The 20644-nt window shown below is 47.7% G+C and carries 16 protein-coding genes; all 16 read right to left on the reverse strand.

Features of this window, described 5'->3' with window-relative positions:
* Positions 1 to 109: 109 nt before the first annotated feature.
* The 16 genes from murG to ACFO4R_RS09670 all read right to left on the reverse strand — a co-directional run bounded on the left by murG (position 110) and on the right by ACFO4R_RS09670 (position 20040).
* A complete protein-coding gene (gene murG, locus ACFO4R_RS09595) occupies positions 110 to 1216 on the reverse strand; it encodes an undecaprenyldiphospho-muramoylpentapeptide beta-N-acetylglucosaminyltransferase (protein WP_379788887.1) in 1107 nt (368 codons plus the stop codon).
* Positions 1213 to 2406: an FtsW/RodA/SpoVE family cell cycle protein gene (locus ACFO4R_RS09600; protein ID WP_379788889.1), complete on the reverse strand. Its 1194-nt coding sequence runs from the start codon at positions 2404 to 2406 to the stop codon at positions 1213 to 1215. The genes murG and ACFO4R_RS09600 overlap by 4 nt, the downstream gene beginning before the upstream one ends.
* Positions 2407 to 2415: 9 nt before the next feature.
* Positions 2416 to 3762, reverse strand: coding sequence for a UDP-N-acetylmuramoyl-L-alanine--D-glutamate ligase (gene murD, locus ACFO4R_RS09605; protein WP_379788890.1), 1347 nt, complete (start codon positions 3760 to 3762; stop codon positions 2416 to 2418).
* 13 nt (positions 3763 to 3775) lie between these two features.
* Entirely contained in the window at positions 3776 to 4741 is a 966-nt protein-coding gene (mraY, locus tag ACFO4R_RS09610; RefSeq protein ID WP_379788891.1) for a phospho-N-acetylmuramoyl-pentapeptide-transferase, read from the reverse strand.
* On the reverse strand, positions 4738 to 6108 hold the full coding sequence (locus ACFO4R_RS09615) for a UDP-N-acetylmuramoyl-tripeptide--D-alanyl-D-alanine ligase (RefSeq protein WP_379788892.1): 1371 nt from the start codon (positions 6106 to 6108) through the stop codon (positions 4738 to 4740). Before ACFO4R_RS09615 ends, mraY begins: the two co-directional genes overlap by 4 nt.
* A 182-nt stretch (positions 6109 to 6290) precedes the next feature.
* Complete coding sequence (locus ACFO4R_RS09620; RefSeq protein WP_379788893.1) at positions 6291 to 8723, reverse strand: penicillin-binding transpeptidase domain-containing protein; 2433 nt, start codon at positions 8721 to 8723, stop codon at positions 6291 to 6293.
* A gap of 11 nt (positions 8724 to 8734) precedes the next feature.
* Positions 8735 to 9415, reverse strand: coding sequence for an FtsB family cell division protein (locus ACFO4R_RS09625; RefSeq protein WP_379788894.1), 681 nt, complete (start codon positions 9413 to 9415; stop codon positions 8735 to 8737).
* 92 nt (positions 9416 to 9507) lie between these two features.
* Positions 9508 to 10443, reverse strand: a complete 936-nt coding sequence (gene rsmH, locus ACFO4R_RS09630) for a 16S rRNA (cytosine(1402)-N(4))-methyltransferase RsmH (RefSeq protein ID WP_379788895.1) — start codon at positions 10441 to 10443, stop codon at positions 9508 to 9510.
* 484 nt (positions 10444 to 10927) lie between these two features.
* The gene (gene lgt, locus ACFO4R_RS09635) at positions 10928 to 11677 is read right to left on the reverse strand and encodes a prolipoprotein diacylglyceryl transferase (protein ID WP_379788896.1); all 750 of its coding nucleotides are present in this window, start codon (positions 11675 to 11677) and stop codon (positions 10928 to 10930) included.
* Between the two features lie 207 nt (positions 11678 to 11884).
* Positions 11885 to 13174, reverse strand: coding sequence for an EF-P 5-aminopentanol modification-associated protein YfmH (yfmH, locus tag ACFO4R_RS09640; protein WP_379788897.1), 1290 nt, complete (start codon positions 13172 to 13174; stop codon positions 11885 to 11887).
* Position 13175: 1 nt separating this feature from the next.
* On the reverse strand, positions 13176 to 14435 hold the full coding sequence (yfmF, locus tag ACFO4R_RS09645) for an EF-P 5-aminopentanol modification-associated protein YfmF (RefSeq protein ID WP_379788898.1): 1260 nt from the start codon (positions 14433 to 14435) through the stop codon (positions 13176 to 13178).
* Positions 14422 to 14643, reverse strand: a complete 222-nt coding sequence (locus tag ACFO4R_RS09650; RefSeq protein WP_379788899.1) for a DUF896 domain-containing protein — start codon at positions 14641 to 14643, stop codon at positions 14422 to 14424. The genes yfmF and ACFO4R_RS09650 overlap by 14 nt, the downstream gene beginning before the upstream one ends.
* Before the next feature lie 83 nt (positions 14644 to 14726).
* A complete protein-coding gene (locus ACFO4R_RS09655) occupies positions 14727 to 16172 on the reverse strand; it encodes an aminotransferase-like domain-containing protein (protein WP_379788900.1) in 1446 nt (481 codons plus the stop codon).
* 909 nt (positions 16173 to 17081) lie between these two features.
* The gene (locus ACFO4R_RS09660; protein WP_379788902.1) at positions 17082 to 17426 is read right to left on the reverse strand and encodes an ASCH domain-containing protein; all 345 of its coding nucleotides are present in this window, start codon (positions 17424 to 17426) and stop codon (positions 17082 to 17084) included.
* A 368-nt stretch (positions 17427 to 17794) separates the two neighbouring features.
* Positions 17795 to 18826, reverse strand: coding sequence for a PTS sugar transporter subunit IIC (locus tag ACFO4R_RS09665; RefSeq protein WP_379788903.1), 1032 nt, complete (start codon positions 18824 to 18826; stop codon positions 17795 to 17797).
* Positions 18827 to 19107: 281 nt separating this feature from the next.
* The gene (locus tag ACFO4R_RS09670; protein ID WP_379788904.1) at positions 19108 to 20040 is read right to left on the reverse strand and encodes an AEC family transporter; all 933 of its coding nucleotides are present in this window, start codon (positions 20038 to 20040) and stop codon (positions 19108 to 19110) included.
* Positions 20041 to 20644: the final 604 nt, after the last annotated feature.

Raw genomic sequence — 20644 nt, forward strand, 5'->3', positions numbered from 1 at the left:
TGATTGAAACTTGAATTTCTCACAACTATGATGTCTATCTTCCCGATCCGTAAAAAGGATAAGAAAGATGTTCCATTGTCAATATGCCGACATGCTCGTATCCGCTCTTTTATCGTTTTTGATTTCCGTAAGCCTCCAGCATCGCTTGTACGATCTCTCGCGCCGGATCCTGCGGATACATCTTCCTGCTACATTCTTCCATCCTATATCTCAATGCCTCATCGTTTAAAATACTCTCTATCTTCTCCTGTAACAAGCGAGGGTTCAGATCTTTCTCGAGGATATAATCTCCCGCTCCGTTCTCCTTGATCGCCCGAGCATTGTACTCCTGGTGATTCTCCGCCGTATATGCCTTGGGAATAACGATCGCGGCGCGCCCCATCGCATTGACTTCCGCCAAGGTTGTCGCTCCGGCACTGCAGATGACGAGATCCGCCGCTGCCAAGTATAGGGGAACGTTTGATTCATAACTCTTATACTCCTGATTCCTGCCAAGAACTAGTTCGGCTACCGCCTCTCTGAACTTTTCGTAATGCATCTTCCCTGTCGTATGAAGAAAGCGGATACCCTTTTCGAGCAAAATCGGCATCATTTCTGCAAAGGCGGTATTTAAGCTCTCCGAGCCTCCCGAGCCTCCTATGGAAACGAGCATCTTATCGTCTTCACTCAGCCCAAGTTTGTTTCGAGCTTCCTGCCTGCTCAGATCAAAAATGCTTCTTCGAACGGGGTTACCGACAAAGATCTTTGGACAGCTTCCTTTCAACCTTTCCTTTGCTTCCTCAAAACCTAAGAAAACAAGGTCCATCTCCCGCGAGAGCAGTTTGTTGGTAATACCCGGATAGGCATTTTGTTCATGAATAACACAAAAAGCCCCGTACTTATGTGCCGCCTTGAGTACAGGACCACAAACATAGCCTCCCGTTCCTATCACAAGATCGGGCCGAAATTCCTTCATAATGCTCTTGCAGTCTTTCAATGCCTTTTGAGCCATATAGAGACGCCTTATGTTTTCAAGGGTCAACTTTCGAATAAAGCCTCTTACCTCTATCGTCCTGAAGGGGTGGTTCTCAACAGGAACGATCTCGGATTCGATACCTCGCTGCGTACCGATGTAGAGAAGTTCCAAGGAGGGCTTTTTCTTCTTCAAGGCTTCGATGATCGCCAAGGCCGGGTAGACGTGGCCTCCCGTTCCCCCTCCCGATACTATCACTCTCATACCTGTCCTCCTTCTCTTCTTCTCACTCCTTCTTTTCGCATTTCTCTTTCTCTGCTCGATGTTCCCCGATCTCTTTTTATGCCCGTCGCATATCGCGAAACGTTGAGGACGATCCCCATCGACGCCATGGTCGTAAGCAAAGCGCTTCCTCCAAAACTGATAAAAGGAAGTGGCACTCCCGTTGTCGGCAGGACTCCCAGAGTAACTCCGATGTTGACCGCAAATTGAAAGGCAATCTGAGCGGTAATTCCCGCCACCAGAAGGGAACCGAACTTATCGGGCACTACCTTGGAGAGTCTCATACAACGCACGATCAGTACGAAGAAGATCAGGATCAAAATAAGGGCTCCGAAAAAGCCGAACTCTTCCGCATAGATAGCAAAGATCATATCATTGTACGAAGCCGCAAGATAGAGATACTTTTGAACACTTCTTCCCAATCCGCGCCCGAAAAGACCGCCGCTGGAGATCGCTCCCAAAGCGTTTGCCACCTGATTGTAGGCTTTCCCGTCCGTAAGCTCCGGGGAAAAAAGCGACAATACCCTCTGACGCGCATAGTCTCTTCCCACGATGAGAACCCCGACGACTGCAAAGAGAACGGAGCCCGTTCCTATGATATAGCGCCAGTAAGTACCTCCCAGCACCATCATATAGAAGGTGACCGCCAAAATGGTAAGCGAGGTCGAGAAGTGGGGTTGCATCAGTATCAGGGTGGTGAACAAACCCGGAACGGAAAGGATGATTATAAAGTACCAAAATCGATTGATGTTTATCTTTTTGCTCGATAGCATCGACGCAACAAATAAAATAACGACCGTCTTTGCCATCTCGGAGGGCTGAACGCTCAAACCGCCCACCTTAAACCACCTCACAGCCTGGTTGACAGCTTTTCCTTCAATCAAAAGCCACACAAGCAGCCCACCTACCGCCACACACAATGCAATGATCACGAAGATATTACGATAGAGCTTATACGGAATGAAAGAGACCAGCATCATCACGATGAGTCCCAGCAGACCTACACGCGCATTGGAGATGAAAAACACTGCCATGTTTTTGTTCTTGTCATCATAATAAGCCCTGACGTAACTTGAGCTGTATACCATGACCAAACCGATCATAACCAAGGCAATGACAAGAAAAAATATTCCCCTGTCCATCTTTCCCTGTCTGATTGTTCTACCTGACATAACAAACCTCTACTTCTCTTTCAATTCACGGACCCTGCTCTTAAAGTCCTCTCCCCTGACTTCATAGCTCGGATACATATCCCACGAAGCACAAGCCGGCGAGAGCAGAACCAGATCTCCCTCCACTGCGATCGAATGAGCCCTCTCCACTGCCTCCTTCATATCTTCGACAAGGATAACATCGCGAAACCCGTGACGTTCGGCACATTCTTGTATCATTTTCTTGGTCTCGCCTAAAAGGATCAACGTTTTGACCTTACCTTGGAAGGCCTCAACAAAGGTGTCGAAGGACACCTTCTTGTCCATTCCTCCGGCGATCAGAATCAAATTCCCCTCAAACGCTTCTACCGCCTTGGTCGAAGCATCGGGATTCGTTCCCTTGGAGTCGTTGATATAGCGAATTCCTCCGAGCTCCCGAACAAATTCCAGACGGTGTTCAACTCCCTGAAACACGTTGAGGACCATCCTCATCGCATCGAAGGACACTCCTACGCTGTAGGCCATACACATGGCCATAAGTACATTCTCCATATTGTGATCTCCCGCCAGTGCTACCTCACTACGTGCAAACAGAACCTCGTCTTCTCCCTTCAAAGTCGAGATGATCTGTCCGTCCTTGAGGTAGAGTCCCGGAGAGACCCTCTGGCGGACCGAGAACCAGAGCACCTTCGCCCTGCATTTTTCTCCAAGAGAACGGACGAATCCATCTTCGAAGTTCAGGACCGCAACATCGTCCTCTTCCTGGTTCATAAAGATATTCGCCTTGATGTTTCCGTAGTTTTCAAGACTTCCGTGACGATTGAGATGGTCGGGAGTCACATTGAGGATGCCGGCGACTCGGCACTTGAACTCCTTGACGGTCTCCAGCTGAAAGCTCGAGAGTTCCGTGACGAAAAACGTGTCGTCTCCGGAGGTCTGCACCTCCTCGATAACGGGAGCTCCTATGTTTCCTACCACCCTCGTGTCATAGGATACGAAGGAGAGGAGGTCTCCAAGAAGAGTTGTTGTGGTCGTCTTACCGTTGGTTCCGGTAATACCCAAAAAACTTCCCTTGGCAAAGCGATAGGCAAGTTCCACCTCTCCGGTCACTTCGACCTTGTGCTTCAAAAAAGCCTGTACAAAGGGAAGGTCCAAGGGGATCCCCGGCGACATCACAACAAGGTCCGCCTCCTCTTCGCCCGTAGGGTTTTGGCCCAAGTGAACCTCTACCCCCAAGTCTTTCAGAGTGTTCTCCTCAATAGTTTTGCTGATATCAAAGGCCTGAACCCTCGCTCCCCGCTCTTTGAGAAAACGACAGGTAGCTAAACCGCTTTTTCCAAGTCCTACCACGATACAATGTTTATCCTTAAGTTTCATATAGTTTCTCCCATCAATAGATTTTTGACAAGCCCATCAGTCCTATGATGGAGCAAAGAAAGGTAATTGCCACAAATACCAAGGTTATCTTGTTTTCGCTCCAACCCCCGAGCTCAAAATGATGGTGCAGGGGTGACATCCGAAAGACCCTTTTCCCCGTCGTCTTAAACGAAATCACCTGGATGATGACCGACAGAGCTTCCGCTACATAGATGATGCCTACGATCGGCAGGATCAGGGGCGCGTGCAATAAAACGGCACAGGCCGCAACAGCTCCGCCCAAGGCCATGGAGCCCGTATCTCCCATGAAGACCTTCGCGGGATATCGGTTGACGCCCAAGAAGCCTACACAACCTCCTATAAGGGAGGCTGTAAAGGTTCGAAGCCCTTCCATTTGGATATCGCGAGATATCATGAAAAAGAAAAATGCTACAATCGCCGTGACCGAGGTACAAAGTCCGTCCAGACCGTCGGTCAAATTTACGCTGTTGCTGACTGCTGTCAAAAGCAGGACCATAAACGGAAAATAAAGGAGGTAGCCCATGTCCCAGAGTTTGTCCGTAAACGGAAGATAGACCGAAGTCCCATGCTCGGAATACTTCAGATGCAAAAAGGCGACGATGAGAGCAAAACAAAACTGGAGGATGAGCTTTTGATAGGCTCTAAGTCCCAGATTGTGCTTTTTAACCACCTTGATATAGTCATCGATAAAACCGATGAGACCGAACAGCAGCATAGCCGTTACAGGGATGAAGGTATCATAAGAAAAACCTCCGATCAACAAGGTGACGATCGATACGGGGACGATAAAGATAAATCCCCCCATGGTCGGTGTACCCGATTTGACCTTATGACTTTCCGGTCCTTCTTCCCTCTCGGTTTGACCGAATTTCAACCTCTTGAGCAGAGGGATGAGACGCGGTGCCATGAGAGCGGCTAAAACAAAGGTTATAAAATATGCGATCGCCGACTGTTTCATCTTTCCTCCCCTCCAAACACGGATAACAGTTCTTCCATCTTCATACCGCGGGATCCCTTTATCAGTACAAGGTCTCCCTCTTCCAACAATTCTTTCAGGTTCTTTGCGACTTCCTGTTTATCGTTCGAAAAAAACACTGCTTCCCTCTTCATTCCCGCCAAGACGGCAGCCTCCGCCATAAAAGAGGCATATTCTCCGAAACAGAGCAGGCTGTCGCAACATTCAAAGGCATAGCGCCCGACTTCTTCGTGATATAGTCGGGAATTCTCTCCCAGTTCCAACATATCTCCCAGGACCGCTATCTTCCTCCTTGAGGAAGGATCGGTCTTGAAGATGGAGAGCACCGACTTCATCGAGTCGGGATTGGCATTGTAGCTGTCGTTGATAACGGTGATCTTCCCGTATTCTCTGACATCCATCCTGAGGTCGGAGGGACGAAAGGCTTCCAAGCCTTCAACGGCTTTTTTCAAATCGAGACCCATCCCTTCGATCGCTCCCAAAACCGCAAGAGAGTTTGAAATATTGTGTAGCCCCAAAGGTACCCGATACTCTACGTTTTTTTCTCCTATCAAAGCTCTGACCTTCATCGACAGAACCTCCTGTTCATAGGAGAGGCACCTGTAATCGGCGTTCTCCGAAAAGCCGAAGGTCTTGACGGTGCAGGAAAGAGTGTTTCTGTCCGCATTGGAGAGAAAGTCATCGTCCGCATTGAGAAGGAGCAGACCCTTCTCGTCCATACGATGCGCGATCTCCATCTTCGCTCTGAATATCGCTTCCCTGGAACCCAACTGTTCCATATGAGCCGTCCCTATGTTTGTGATGATGGCGACATCGGGTTTGGCAATCCCGCAGAGGTAGTCAATCTCTCCCTCCTGCGACATCCCCATCTCCAACACCATGTATTCCGCTGTCCCGTCCGCCTCCAAGACAGTGAGGGGCAGGCCTATTTCGTTGTTATAGTTTCCTTGGGTCCGATGCACCTTGACCTGCGATGACAGAGCATAGTACATCATATCCTTGGTGGTCGTCTTTCCACTGCTTCCCGTTACGGCTACAAGAGGAAGACTTAACTTCTTAAAGTAGTACCTCCCAAGATTTCCGAGGGCAAGCACGCTGTCTTCGACACGGATCTCTCTTTCATCGTCCGTTTTTCTCGTCGTGAGGGCCGCACAGGCCCCTCCGGAAAAGGCCTTGTCCACGAAGTCGTTTCCGTCGACATTCTCTCCCTTAATCGCAACAAAGAGACTACCTTCCCTACACTTCCTGCTGTCCGTAACGACGCTGTCAATGTATCTGTCGTATTGAGAAGTACCGTTCACACTACCGTGAACCGCTTCCACCACTTCCGAAAACTTCAATTTTTCCATCTTCCAACATCCTCTGTCCTTTGTTTATACTGTTTATCCGATTAAAAACACCGGTCATCTCAAGCATCTGAAACCCGAAAACGGATCAAGTGAGCATGAAGATTTTATTCTATCTCCGACAATGCAAGAAGTAAAGCAGTTCCCTGCCGGTGCGTTCAGCTCTCATATCGTTTTTTCAAAACCTAAGGAGCAGGCTCTCCTTCCTCTTCCATGGGTGCTTCGAGTCCTTCCATCGGCATACCCGCCTCTTCCGGTCCGACAAGGTCGGTCTCGGAGGTGCCCTCCTCCGTTGTTTCTTCCGCTTCTTCGATCTCCTGCCCGGTTTGCTCTTCACTCGATCCTCCAACTGCCCCGGGGTCGGTCTCCGGCTTCAAGGCTTCTTCTTCCAGTTTGTCCGCAATGGAGGGCTTTTGGAAGACATCTTCAAACTTCAAATTGACCATGGCTCCCTTCTTGACCAACTTGTTCGGCTCGGGGAACTGTTTGATCAACTTCCCTGAACCCGAGAAACTCAATCTCAAGCCCAAGGAGGTTATGATACGCTCGGCTTCCGCAAGCGTCTTTCCGTTCAGATCCGGCATCAAAACCTCATCCGCAACTCTTCCCTCAAAGTAGAGCACGACTCCCGAACCGACAGGGACGCTTTCTCCCGGTTTGGGGAAGACATCGATGACCGTCGTTTCATCCGGTGGAGGATCTCCATCCGACACAAAGGTCAGGTTCGCCTGATTCAAGAGTACTCTGGCCTCTTTAAAACTGATGTTTCGAAGCTCCGGGACCTCACGTCTTTCGATGTTGGTATTGTTGGTCACAATTGCATTGGGTGTCACTCCCATATAGCGCAGGGTATCCTTTAAGATCATCTTCACAAACGGAGCGGAATTGGTACCTCCATAGATACCGTGATTTCCATGCGGCTCATCGGTGATCACAAGAACGACGACCTTCGGGTCCTCCACAGGAGCAAAACCCACGAAGCTCGAAATATAGTATCCTTTCGGATACTTTCCGTTGATGACCTTCTGAGCCGTACCGCTCTTTCCTGCAATCCGATATCCCTTGATTGCGGCCTTCTTTCCCCCTTCTTTCTGAACCACATTCTCAAGAAGGTCAGTGACAATCTTATTCGTCTGCTTCGATACGGACTTTCTTACAACTTCGGGTTCAAAGCGTTGAATGATCTCTCCCTCTGAATTTGTGATCTCTTTTACGATCCTCGGTTTCATAAGGACCCCGTCATTGGCGATGGCACTGACCGCCATAGCCATTTGGATCGGAGTTACCGACACCCCTTGACCGAAGGACATGGTCGCCTGTTCGATCGGTCCGATCGTGTTTTTGGTTCGAACGATCCCCTTCGCCTCTCCGGGCAGCTGGATCCCGGTCTTTCTTCCGAAACCGAAGGCCTTGATGTATTCCACAAACTTTTCGCTTCCAAGTCTTCTGGCAACCTCGATGAACACGGTGTTGATCGACTGACCTACCGCCTTTTTAAAATCGACCGTACCGAAGGCACGAGGCGTCCAGTTCGATATCTTCTGCCCCAGGATCACTACGTTACCTGCATCCTGAAAAGTCGAGTTCGGTGCAACCACACCTTCTTCTATCCCTGCACTTGCAGTTACCGCCTTAAATACCGAGCCCGGCTCATAGATATCGTTGACCATGGGGTTTCTCCACATCTCATTGATCACATCGTCTTTGGCCTTGCTGTCCTTCGCCTTCTCCATCTTTGTCCGGAAGTGTTCATAATAGATCTCCCTGGGTTCGGCCGGATTGTAATCGGGCTTGGCACACATCGCCAAAATATCTCCCGTCTTAGGGTCGATGACGATGGCTATACTTCTCACCGAATTGTTTTCATAATGGGATTGCTCCATTGCTTTTTCGACATAATGCTGGATGACTTCGTCGATCGTCGATATGACGTTGTAGCCGTCAACCGCAGCATTATACTGGTAGGATTCCGTTTCTATCTCATGGGACTTCGCATCGCTAAGTACGATCTTTCTGCCGGGAATACCTGCCAACTCCTTGTTGAAGTAGGCTTCGAGACCCGCCAAGCCTTGGTTCTCTTTGGATATATGGCCGATGACATGTGCGGCGAACTTTCCATACGGATATCTTCTCGAATGAGACTCTTCAAAGTAGATCGGTTTAAATTTCAAACTTTCGAGTTTCTTCATCTTCGTTCTGGTGACTTTTTTTGTCAGAACAAACCTCGCCTTGTTTTGGGCCTTATTCTCCTCGATGATGGAGAGGATATGTTCAGGTGTAGCTCCCAAAATCGGTGCTACCCTGTCGGCAAAATTCTGCCATTCCTCCTTATCCCAAGCTTTTTTCTCCCCCCTGGCGTAGACCAGTTCGATCCATACATCGTAGTACGAAACATGAGCTGCCAGTTCTTTTCCGTTTCTGTCATAGATGGCTCCCCTCTTGGGCATGATCTCTATATCGCGGTACTGTGTACGGACCGTCTCATAAAAGAATTTTTCTCTTGCTATGACCTGGACATAACCGAGCCTTGCGATATAAAATATGATGACCAGCGCAAGGAATCGGATTGTTATGGATAAAATCTTTTCCGATTTTCTCTTTACATTCGTTTTTTTCATAACTGACCTCATTAATTTACACGAATATAGGTGATCTTACTTTCCTTCGGATATTCCATCCCCAATTCCTCACGGGCATATTTTTCGATAATGTCACTTCGGTTTTGGCTCTCCAACTGAACCTCGAGGTCGTCGATCTCGCGTTGCTTCTCGGAGAGTTCTTTGTTCAATACGTTGATCTGATATTTGATCTGAGCGATCTTGGAGTACCTATCCACAAGAACTACGGAAAACGAAAAGATGATACATAAAATTGCTACAATCAACACGGTAATCCCCGTATCTCTGAGAAAACTTCTCTTTTTCGTCTTCTTCTCTACGATGGAAACCGTTTTGCGCGCTTCCTTCTTCTTTATTTCCACAGGAGCGCTCAAACTCTTCTTTTTCTGTTTTTCCGCTACCTTCTTTTCCTTGGAAACCTTTGTATCCTTCTTCTTGAGTGCGGACTTTGGAGGCTCTTTAAGCGGAATGATCTTACGCGGCTCCGGCTTAGACCGAGCTTCCCCTTCCTTCTTCGCTGTCTTCTTCCCGAATGAGAACTTGGGTCTCGATTTCTCCTTCTTCTCCGCAGACATCGAATTGGAGTAGGCTTCCTTCATCTTATAATAGGCCATACTTTCATGGTTCACATACGGGTTCTCCGGCCTTTTTTCTCCCTTCTTGTTATGAGTGGGATCCGCTTTCTTTTTCAAAACAATTCTCCTTCTCCATTCGATCTTTCTTATATTCCTTTATATTTGTAACGGGTATAGCACCAAACAGGCCCGTTCCCGAAAAAAATACCCTACTGCTTCTTCCTTGCACCTCTCAACTTGGCGCTTCGTGAACGCGGATTGCTCTCAAGTTCGTCTTTTGATGGGAGGATGGGTTTGCGATTGACAAGGCTTACCTCCGCCTTGTGACCACACCTGCACACGGGAAGTTCGGGAGGACAGATACAGTCCGTTGCCTTCTCCTTAAAGCAGGTCTTCACAATCCTGTCCTCAAGCGAGTGGAAGGTGATGACCGCAATGAGCCCGCCGGGTGCCAAAAGGTCGATCGCATCCTCCAAAGTACCTTGGATGATGTCGAGTTCTCGGTTCACTTCGATGCGGATCGCCTGAAAGGTTCTTTTGGCGGGATGCCGGTTTTCTTCTCTCGCCTTTTTGGGAATCGCCGCCTTTATGATACCGACGAGTTCTTCAGTAGTTTCAACAGGTTTTCGTCGTCTCTTTTCTACGATAAACTCGGCGATGCGTACCGCCCACTTCTCTTCGCCGTACTCCTTGAGAATACGGCTCAATTCTTCCTTTGAATAGTCGTTGACGACATCGAAGGCACTGAAACCTTCCCTCTTATCCATCCTCATATCCAAGGGTGCATCCTGCATATAGGAGAAACCCCTGTCCTTGTTGTCCAATTGATAAGAGGACACCCCTAAATCTAATAGTATACCATTTATAGAGTGAATATCAATATTTTGAAGGGCTTTTTTTAGATTAAAAAAATTATCATGCAGGAAGATGACCTTGTCCTTGTAGGCATCGAGCTTGATCTTGGCATTTTCGATCGCCTCCTCATCCCTGTCAAAGGCGATCAGTTTACCCTTATCAAGACGTTTGCAGATCTCCAGCGAGTGGCCCGCACCTCCGAGGGTCCCGTCCACATAAATACCGTCGGGATCGATATCGAGTATCTCGATACATTCCTCAAGCATGACCGACTTGTGTACAAATTCCATAACTTCCTCCTAAGTTCTCAAGGCGATATCGCCACAGATGCAAGGCTCATCTCCTCTGCTTACCGACCTCGTGTCTTCTTGCCGAAACTTATAACACCTTATGGAGAGACAAGGAGATAACTTCCATTGTACCCTTGCCCGCAGAAGGGTCTCCTGTCCTCCTGAAACCACGAAACCTCGGTAGATCTCTCTCAAAATACAGCTTATTGATCTCGATAGTTGAAACGGATCATCCCACCGGCTGTTACACCGTCCGCCTTGACAGGGCACTGTCTACAAGCGTTTAAATTGTCTTAAGCCTTTATACCCATGTCGCAAGCGACCCGATCGAATACCGTTCTTACCCGCCGTTGCAACGGATAAGGTCGACACCGATGAAATTCCCCTGAGTTTTGTTCTCCTTGAGGTAGTAGAAGACTGATAACCTCCCACCCCATATCGATGATATACCGTCAAGTTTTGTAAATCGCTTTTTTATTTCCGGCTATTTCGTGACATAGGCCTCGCCTACTCCCCTGTCTTTGTTCTTCCTCCACAAGAGCGCTCCAATCACGATGAAGATCAGACTGATGACTTGAGCTGCCCGAAGAGGTCCGAGCATGAGGGAATCGGTCCTCAGACCCTCGATAAAGAACCTGCCTATCGAATAGCCGATCAGATAGATGGCTGTCATCTTCCCGTCAAAATCCTTCTTCTTCCGGACGGACAGAAGCAGGATGAAGATGGCGATGTTCCAGAGCGACTCATACAGGAAGGTCGGATGGACCTTGACCCCATCCACCATGATCCCCCACGGAAGATCCGTAGGACCTCCGTGAGCCTCCTGATTGATAAAGTTTCCCCATCTTCCTATCGCCTGCCCCAAGATGACATAGGGCGAAAAAATATCCATCGTTTTAAGAAGTTGGAGCCTGTGTTTTTTGACAGCGATCCATCCTCCCGCAAAGGCTCCAAGCAAGGCTCCGTGGATCGCCAATCCTCCGCCTCTGATATTTATCATCTCAAAGAGATCTCCCCTGTACTCCTCAAAGTGAAAGAGCACATAGTAGGTCCTCGCCCCTATGATTGCAAGAGGAAGAGCGTACAAAAACACATCGAGGAGGTGATCTCCGACAAACCCTTCTTTCTTGGCCTGCCTGAGCAGCAGAGCCATTCCAAGCAGCATCGACCCCGTAATCAACAGGGCATACCACTTCACTTCTATATTAAAAATCGTAAATGCCGTAGGATCCACGACATCCTCCTTTCCATCATCAACAACGGGACTTGGGCGATGTCAAGATCCCAAGCTCGAATAAACGCTCAGGAAAGCAGTCAACAAAGTACCGTTGCCCGCGCCGTTGTATCATCACATTGAGATCGAAACCGTCCGTAACTGTGCTGCCGATCATTCCGACTTGTAACAAGGCCGTAGAATACGGTCGATCCGATACCGATCGCTCTATTTCGCCTTGGGCTCGATCAGAGACAGGACCGTAGCCTCTTCCCTGAAATGCTCTCTTAATCTCTGTTCACATTCCCGCCTCGTGACTTCTTCAAGCAATCTCGCATAGTCCATAAGGTCCATCCCTTGGAAGTGATAGGAGAGGTAGGTATTCGCCAAGCCTTCCATGGAATCGAAGAAACGCACAAACCTTCCTATCTTCGCCTTCTTTGCCCTCTCAAACTCTTCCTGATCCAAGCCCTCCGCCTTGACCTCTTCGATCCTCTGTCGGATCCTCCCGATGACTTCATCCACCTTTCTGCTCTCTCCGGAGATCAGGGAATAGGAATAGGAGGGGGCGATATTGAACTCCGCACTCAGGGGAGAAAAGATCAATCCTTCCCGGTAGAGTTCCTCGTGAAGTTTGCTCCCCTTTTGAAAGAGGATGGACATAAGCAAATCCGTCGTGATCATCTTCCTGAGCATTTCCCGACCGTTCCGGTCTCCGCCCGCCTCTTCCTTGATCCCGATCATAAACATCGGTATGGAGACCGGAAACTCCTGTGTTACTTTCTTCGTTCGAACCTCTACAGGTTCTACAGGCTCTATCCTCTTGAGTTCTCCCTCAAAGGCATTATCATCCTTCACCGTTTTTTCAACGATGTCCTGAATTTTTTCCCAAGACAGGTCCCCTATGACAAACAGGGCCATATTCGAAGGCGAATAGAAGGTGTTGTAGCACAGGTACAGCTCCTCCGGAGTAATCCGATAAATACTCTCGACCGTTCCCGCAATGTCGATATGGACGGGGTGCTTGGAATACATCGCTCCCAGAGCGTTGAAGAAGAGCTTCCAGTCCGGATCGTCTTCGTACATCTTGATCTCCTGGGCGATGATTCCCTTCTCCTTCTCCACGTTCTCCTTCGTGAAATAGGGAGATTGCACATAGCTGATCAGATGTTCCAGAGCCTCATAGAAGTTCTCCGTCGCAGAGAAGAGGTAGGACGTCTTATCGAAGGTGGTAGCGGCATTCGCATTTGCCCCAAGCTTGGCAAAAGCTTCGAAGGCATCGCTCCCGTCCTCCTGCTCAAACATTTTGTGCTCCAAAAAATGTGCGATCCCCTCGTTGAGCCTGACTCTCTCCCCGGTATGAGGGCTTATGAACTCCAGATCGTTCGAGCCGAAGTTCGTTGCAAACACCGCATATTTTTTGGTAAAGCCCTTCTTGGGCATATAGAAGACTTCCATACCGCTCGGAAGGGTCTTTCGATATATGGTTTCCTTCTCTATCATCTCAAGTATATTCATCCTACTTCTCCCTCCCCTTCAAGAAAAAGATGCTGTCCAACTCTACCGATCTTGCAACCCTTTGAACGTCTTCAATCTCCACTTTTTCGATCGCTTCAATCATCTGCTCAAAGGTCCTGTTCTCAAACCTGAAACTCTGAGCAAAGTGGAAATTGGCAAGAGAAAAAACGTTGTCCTTCACTGACTTGAGGTCGTTTATAAGCATCTTCTTCGACTCACTCAGCTCCTTCTGTGAGATATTGCCCTCTCTCATCTCTCCTTGCAGGACTTCGATAAGCTCCACTACCTTGTCCCTGTCGGCAGTCTCGATCCCCGTCTGAATAAGCATCAGGGCTTTCAGACTCTCAAGCCCTGCTCCGATGTAGTAGCAGAGACTGTGTTTCTCGCGAACGATGCGAAAGAGCTTGGACTGTGAGCCGATTCCCAAAATCGTCGCATAGAGCAGGACGTCGGTGCAGTCCTCGACCATCACGCTGCGGTGGGTACGATAGCCCAAGACCAGCTTCGCCTGCTCGACATCCATCTCCTCCGCCTCTTCTTTTATCTTTGAAGGGGAAAAGCTCAGATCAGGGACCGAGATCTCCACCCTCTCTCCCTGCGGAAAGACAAACTCTTCCTTCAGAAGGGAAAGGGTCTTTTCACGATCCATCTCTCCTTGGAGATGGATCTCGATTTGAGAAGTTCTTATCACCTCTTTGTAGTGCTTGTAAAGCTTCTCGGGATCGATCTCATCCAAGTCTTCCATATAGCCTTCCTCCGCAACTCCGTAGAGCTCGTCGCCACACATCTCTTCGAGCAGTCTCTCCCTTGCATAGGAGCCCTTGTCGTTGATCCGTGCCAATATCGCCTCTCTCAGGACTTCTTTCTCGATCGACAATACGAGTTCGGAAAAATATCTGTCTTCCAAATAAGGTTCGAACAAAACCTCCTTGAGCAACGACAGCACCTCTTTGAAGAGTTCTTCCTCCACATACTTCTCGTTGATAAAGGCAAGCTGAAAACCGAAGATCTGAATCTCACCCTTCTTGCTCACATTCGCACTGAGGAAGGCTCCGTACAGGTCCTTAAGTTTCTTGGAGATCGCGGTCTCATTGGGATAGGACTTCGTCCCCGCCCTCATCACATAGGGAAGAAGTGAATTCATCGTCACTTCCTCCCGGCAGATCGGCCTCTTGAAATACACCGATATCAAATTCGTCTTAAATTGATCCGTGGGGATCCGCTTGAGTACGACCCCTTCCTGAAGTTTAATTGTCTCCATAGCCCGCTCCTTTGATCTCCCGTTCGACAGCGGGTCCGTCGACATACTCGATATCGATGTTTTCCAACTGTGCTCGGAACTGTTCCCGAAACTGTTTCAAATACTCCTGTCTCAAATCTTCTCTCTCCCTGACTTCCGCAGGGGTCAAACCTTGTTTTTTATTCTTGCGCGAAAGTTCGTTGATCCTTTCTATCAGTTTTTTGTCCATATGTTCTTCTCCTATATTCTTATTTTGTATCAGCTTCGATCAAAGCGAAACCGTCCCTCACTATGTGCAAAGCTGTTCCTGTCTTAACCTTGTTGAAGATACTCCCCGGTCGCCTTCCTAAGCAGTTCAAAGGAAGACGGTATCGCTTCCTCGTCCAAGGAAGCACAGCTGATCCGAAACCCCCGCTGACAACGCAGGGAGTCTCCGAAAAGCCCTCCTTCCAGAACCTCGATATTGTGCTGCCTCCTGAGATAGAGCCTGAAATCTTTCGCCGAATGTCCCTTGGGAAGATAGAAAAAGGCATTTGTCCCTCCTGCCGGTCTCAAAAACTCCAACAGGCCTGTGAACCCCTTCTCCAAACTGCGGGACATCAACTCGAACTTCCTCAAGTAAGCACCTTGCACCATGCTGAGGTGAAGATTCCAATCAAAATCCTGAAAATACTTATACAACGAATGTTGAATAATCGACGGTCCGGCAATATCCATCTTGTTCTTCTCCTTGCGGATTGCGGGAACAAAACTCTCCGGCATCTCCATAAACCCGATCCTAAGACCCGGCATCAATATCTTTGAAAAACTCTTGATATAGATAACCCGATTGTGCTCATCGTAACTTCGAAGGGGCGCATGCTCCTTGTGTCCGTGAAACTCAATATCGCTCAAAAAGTCGTCTTCAATGATATAAAAATCGTATTTCGCAGCCAATTCCAGCAGGAGTTTTTTCTTTTTGAGGCTGTAGTTGACACCCGTAGGATTTTGGTAGGTGGGCATCACATAGATGAGGCTCGGCCTGAACCGTTCGAGCTTCGTCTTTAGGATTCCGACATCGATTCCGTCATGCATCATCGGAATGGACACCGGCTTCAGCTTCTTGTCCGAAAACACCTCCATCGCCCCGTGATAGGACGGCTCTTCCACATAGATGATGTCTCCGTAGTTCAGGAGCGCCTTCGCTACAAGTGAGATCCCCTGCTGGGCTCCGGAGATGATCTGGATCCTCTCCTTGTTGGAATGGATGCCCGACTGCTCCAGATAACGGACGAGGTACTCCCTGAGTTTCTCGTAACCCAAACCTTCCTCGTAATCAAACACTCCTCGCAGGTTAAGAGCCATAGCCTTTTCGACGGATCTGCGGAAGTTCTCGAGAGGAAACATATCCGTAGACGGATGCCCTATATCGAAACGCACCTTCCCCGTCTCTTCCTCCACACCTTCTTCGACGGGAAGGACATAGCAACCGCTCCCGCTCACCTTATAGATCAAATGCTCCTTCTCCAAAAGATTGTAAGCATTGACACAGGTCGATATATTGACCCCCAAAAACTCGGAGAGCCTCCGAAGCGGCGGCAGTTTCTCGTTCGGTCTCAATTGGCCCTTCTCGATGATCTTCTTGATATGCCTGTATATTTCCAAATACTTGGTATCGTTGGTCTCAAACTCCACCTTATACTTCTTCATCCGCTCTCTTTTCTCATCCTTCTTGTTTCGGATACTGACACCTAAAGCAATCCCGCACAAATGTAACATTTTGATTTTTCTATGAATTTGCAAAAAATGGGATTTTGTCAAATCAACACTTTCAAGAAATTCATTGTTCATGTACAGTGATTTTACGATGATTTTTCGAATCGTTCGATATTGCCTTAAAACAAACGATAATTTCCCATTAAAGTATATCATTTTTATACGAAAGAAACAAGAAGACCTCTATAGGCTTTACATTCTCCTTTTGCAGGGAGGATAAAACCAGACAGCCTGCCAAAGGACATTGTTCAACATAGAAAACGATCTCCCTTGACAGGCTGTGTAAATCTTACTGTTGCCGTTCCCGATTGATTTTATACTATTCGTCCTTTGAGTTATGGATAGCCGCAACCTGTACTCAACGGAAGATAACACGGATTCTCCCGGTCATAAAGTAGATATAACCACACTTCTATTGGACAATAGTATTATACTATTCTTCGATAGAAGTGTTGTTATATTTGTTTTGCAACCACGAAAAGTTGTTTTCTCTTCTATGGAGTACAAATCGTTGTATCCACCATTCAAAGGAATAGTAGTATCAAAGGCTTTTTTTGCTTTTTTATATGCGAAGTTTAAGGTAGTATACTTCTTACTTTCCCCGAAAAAAAAAGACGATAGTTCTTCTACCGCCTTTTTATATTATTCTCCGTTTGAAATGCCGAGTACGGAACATAATTATCGAAAAAAAGTTTGGAGGATGATATGCTTCCAAGCGTTTAATACTACTATTCTTTTGAATAGTGGATATAAATACTCTGTGACCCATAGAAGACAACATAGTTTTTTGTCATCGAAAAATAGATATATCCATACTTCTATTGAACAATAGTATAACCCGTCGATCCTAACAGATCATACTCCATGCCCTCAAAGGGAGGATGGTTTCTGACCATAATACTTGAGGAGGCTTTACAGGAGGGAGATCTCGATCCCGACGACCCCGACCTCCGCCTGTTGTTTCGGCGAATAGTACTCTTCCATATCCCGCGGAGAAGCTCTATGGACATCCTCCTGTGTATAACCGCAGCTCGTAAGGGGAAGACGTTGATACAGTTTCTCGAAACTCTCGAAGACATAGAGGTTCTTTACCTCCACGAAGAGGGTCTCGCCTTCATCTTCCATATTTACAAAACAGATCCTGTCTCCGATCGATATCTTCCTTCTCTTTTCGTCATAAAGTCTCAATTCCATGGTCTTCGTCCCCTGTTTTATCTTTTCGAAGGGAGACGGCTTCAACCTCATCCTATGTTCCATCCTTCCACCTCCTTCCTAATCGTTCTCGTGTTTTTCCCTCAGCATTCTCCCTTGCAAACGCAAAAAGGGGAGTTTGCCCGTACTCGGTCATCGACGCAGAGCATTACCCCATTATCCGGCAGAAGGGTCATGACATCAATCCTCTGACCATGAAAAACTGTTTCGTCGCCTATGAAGTATAAATCTCCGGCAATAACTGACTAAATAACAGGATATATTATCCCTCGGTTTGATCGAGGAGAAATGCAAAGATGTACGATCTCCGCCTTACAAGACACGGAAGTCCTACGATACAGTATCGCCGCGAAATAAGCTGTTCTTTGTTCGTCACTTTCTTTTTCAGAAGAGATCTCCCGCCAAGATCCTGCCTACAAGTTCAGTTTTAAATCGCCGTCCTTGATCCGGCCCATCTTTTTCAATATAAAGTAAAAGAGGTAGCTCAAGAGCGCCGGGAGGATAAAGTGGACCAACGCGATGCCCAAGTAGATCGTAGCCGGGGAGGCTCCTGCCTCTTCCATTGCCGTGATCGTACCGATCTGACCCACCAAACCGCTCGTTCCCATTCCTGATCCGATGGGGATGTTGGTCATACGAAAAACTGTGGTCGATATCGGTCCCGTGATCGCCGCAGCGAGGGTGGGAGGTATCCATATCTTCCAGTTTTTCAAAATATTGGGGATCTGGAGCATCGATGTACCCAATCCCTGTGCCAAAATACCGCTCCAACCGTTCTCCCTAAAACTGATGACCGCAAAACCCACCATCTGCGCCGCACAGCCTGCCGTTGCGGCACCTCCCGCCAAGCCTGAGAGCGAAAGCATCATGCAGAGGGCGGCGGAACTGATGGGAAGGGTCAGCACGATACCCACAATGACCGAGACTGCGATCCCCATCCAAAAAGGTTGAAGGTTTGTCGCCGCCATAATGACTTGGCCGAGCCCCGTCATCACTTGAGCTATCATCGGTCCCACAAAGGTCCCTATCCCGACTCCCGTCAAGATCGTAACGGCCGGCGTAACGATGATGTCCACCTTGGTCTCCTTGGATACGAGTTTTCCCAATTCCACACTGATCCAAGTAGCTATCCAAGCTCCGGCAGGACCTCCGAGCTGATTGCCCGCATAACCGACCACCACCGAGGAAAACAGGATCAGATTCGGTGCCTTGAGTGCCGTTGCGATTGCGACCGCGATCGCAGGACCCGTCATTTCTTTAGCGATCGGCCATATCGTTTCGCTGAGGAAACCTATCCCCAGTTTCGTACCTATCGTATTCAATATCGTTCCGACCAGCAAGGATGCAAACAACCCCATTGCCATAGATCCCAAAACTTCAATGCAATAACGCTGAAATGAGATCTCCACATCTTTCTTCTTCAAAAACCTCTTTACTCTTTCCATCTTTTCTGCAAGCCCCCTGTTGTTTGTTATCTCCCAAGCAATCGACTTTCATACAAAGAGAGTGTGGAACGTCCAACTGTCAAAAAATCGTAACGTCCTTGAACCCTCCTGAATAAATCCTCCATAACAAATGCTTCGGAGAGGTATGTGTTTTCTATACAAGAAAATAGTACAATACTTTGAATGTTTTTACAACTGTCTTGTCAATAAAATTTAAAGTATCACGGAAGAGGTTTATGATGAAAATATAAAACAAGGCTAAACATCCATATGAGATCGCGCTAGATCAAGGAGTACTTCATCAACACAAAGAAGGCGAGTGAAACACTTCCTAAAGATACCAAGGTCGTCATCATCACAAGCATCGCCGCGAGCTTGTCCTTATTCGTATAGACGATGGCATAGGTGTAGCTTGAGATGGCGACGGGAGAGAGCAGGGCGATGGCTATAACGAAAAGACTCTGTCCCCTCAGCCCCAAAAGAACGGCGATAAAAATCGCCGTGTAGGGCACGAGGAAGTTCTTCCACAAGACGGAGTCCGCAACACAGAGACCTTCTTTCCTAACCGATTGAAAGGATAGACCCGCTCCGATCAGAAACAGCCCCAAAGGCCCTGCGACCGAGGACAGGGATTGAACGGGTTTAAGAAACAACTCCGGTATCTCCAAACCGATGAGCCTGCATACCAAGCCCGCCATCGCTCCTGTGACGATCTTGTTTTTCATGATATTGCCCGCTATGGTCCGTAGCGGTACCCTTCCGTTTATACCGAGTTCAAAGCAGAGCAGGGCCATGATATTGACAAAGGGCACCATCAGAAGAAGATTCAAGATGACCAACTCATAGCCCTGATCCGTATAGTAGCTCGCCGCGATCGGAAGTCCGAAAAGCAGGAGGTTGGGTCTGATATAGCTCTGGATCATGACCGACCTCGTCTGCACATCCCGACAGAGACGCGTATTATAGATCCATCCGAGAATAAAGATGAGCACCGTGTAGCTCATCAAAAAACAGAGCGGGAGCAGACTGATCTTTCCGATGTTATCCAAACGGTAGATCGACAAAAACAGAGAAAGAGGAAGAAAAACCTTGAAGATCGCCTCGTTTCCGTATTTTACAAGATCCCGATTTATGTAGTTTCTGTACCTGCAAAATCCTCCGATAAAGATAATGGAAAATACCGGCAATAACAGCTGTGCCAACCTTACAAACATAAAAACCTCCCCTGATTTCCGCCTCGTTTCATATCCGTGACCGTCTGCAATCAAACAATAGGACATCCCGATATATTGAAATCCAAACCGTTTGCGACTATACGGCCGATCGTTGTGACTTATAATCGTTGCGACTTCGACGATAGCGTACAAATGTAGAATTTTGATTTTCTTATGAAGTTGCAAAAATGGAATTTTGTCAAGTCAATACTTTCAAGAAATTCAGCCTTCATATACAGTGATTTTATGATGGCTTTTCAACTTATACGGTGTTTTCCTTATAATAAGGATACGGGATCCGCTCGATCGTCAATAGACGATACAAAACTTCGGCCTATCAAAATAACATCCGACCTCTTCCCTCTTCTCTCTTCCGCGGTTTCTTTGTTCAATATCGATATCCCGGATGATAAGACAACTATACATACCTTGTATTATAGCCGATTGGAAGAAAAACGGAAAGTCATGTTTGCAAAGAAGCTCTTCACAGACCCTCGTAGGTGACGTCTTCATACAATGAAGAAAAAATCTTACCTTTACTCTTGAGAAAAACAATTCTAAATCACGATTACAGCAGCAAACAATACCATAACACAAGTTTTGA

Origin of the sequence: Filifactor villosus, from assembly GCF_042652965.1 — a bacterium.
Classification (GTDB): domain Bacteria; phylum Bacillota; class Clostridia; order Peptostreptococcales; family Filifactoraceae; genus Filifactor; species Filifactor villosus.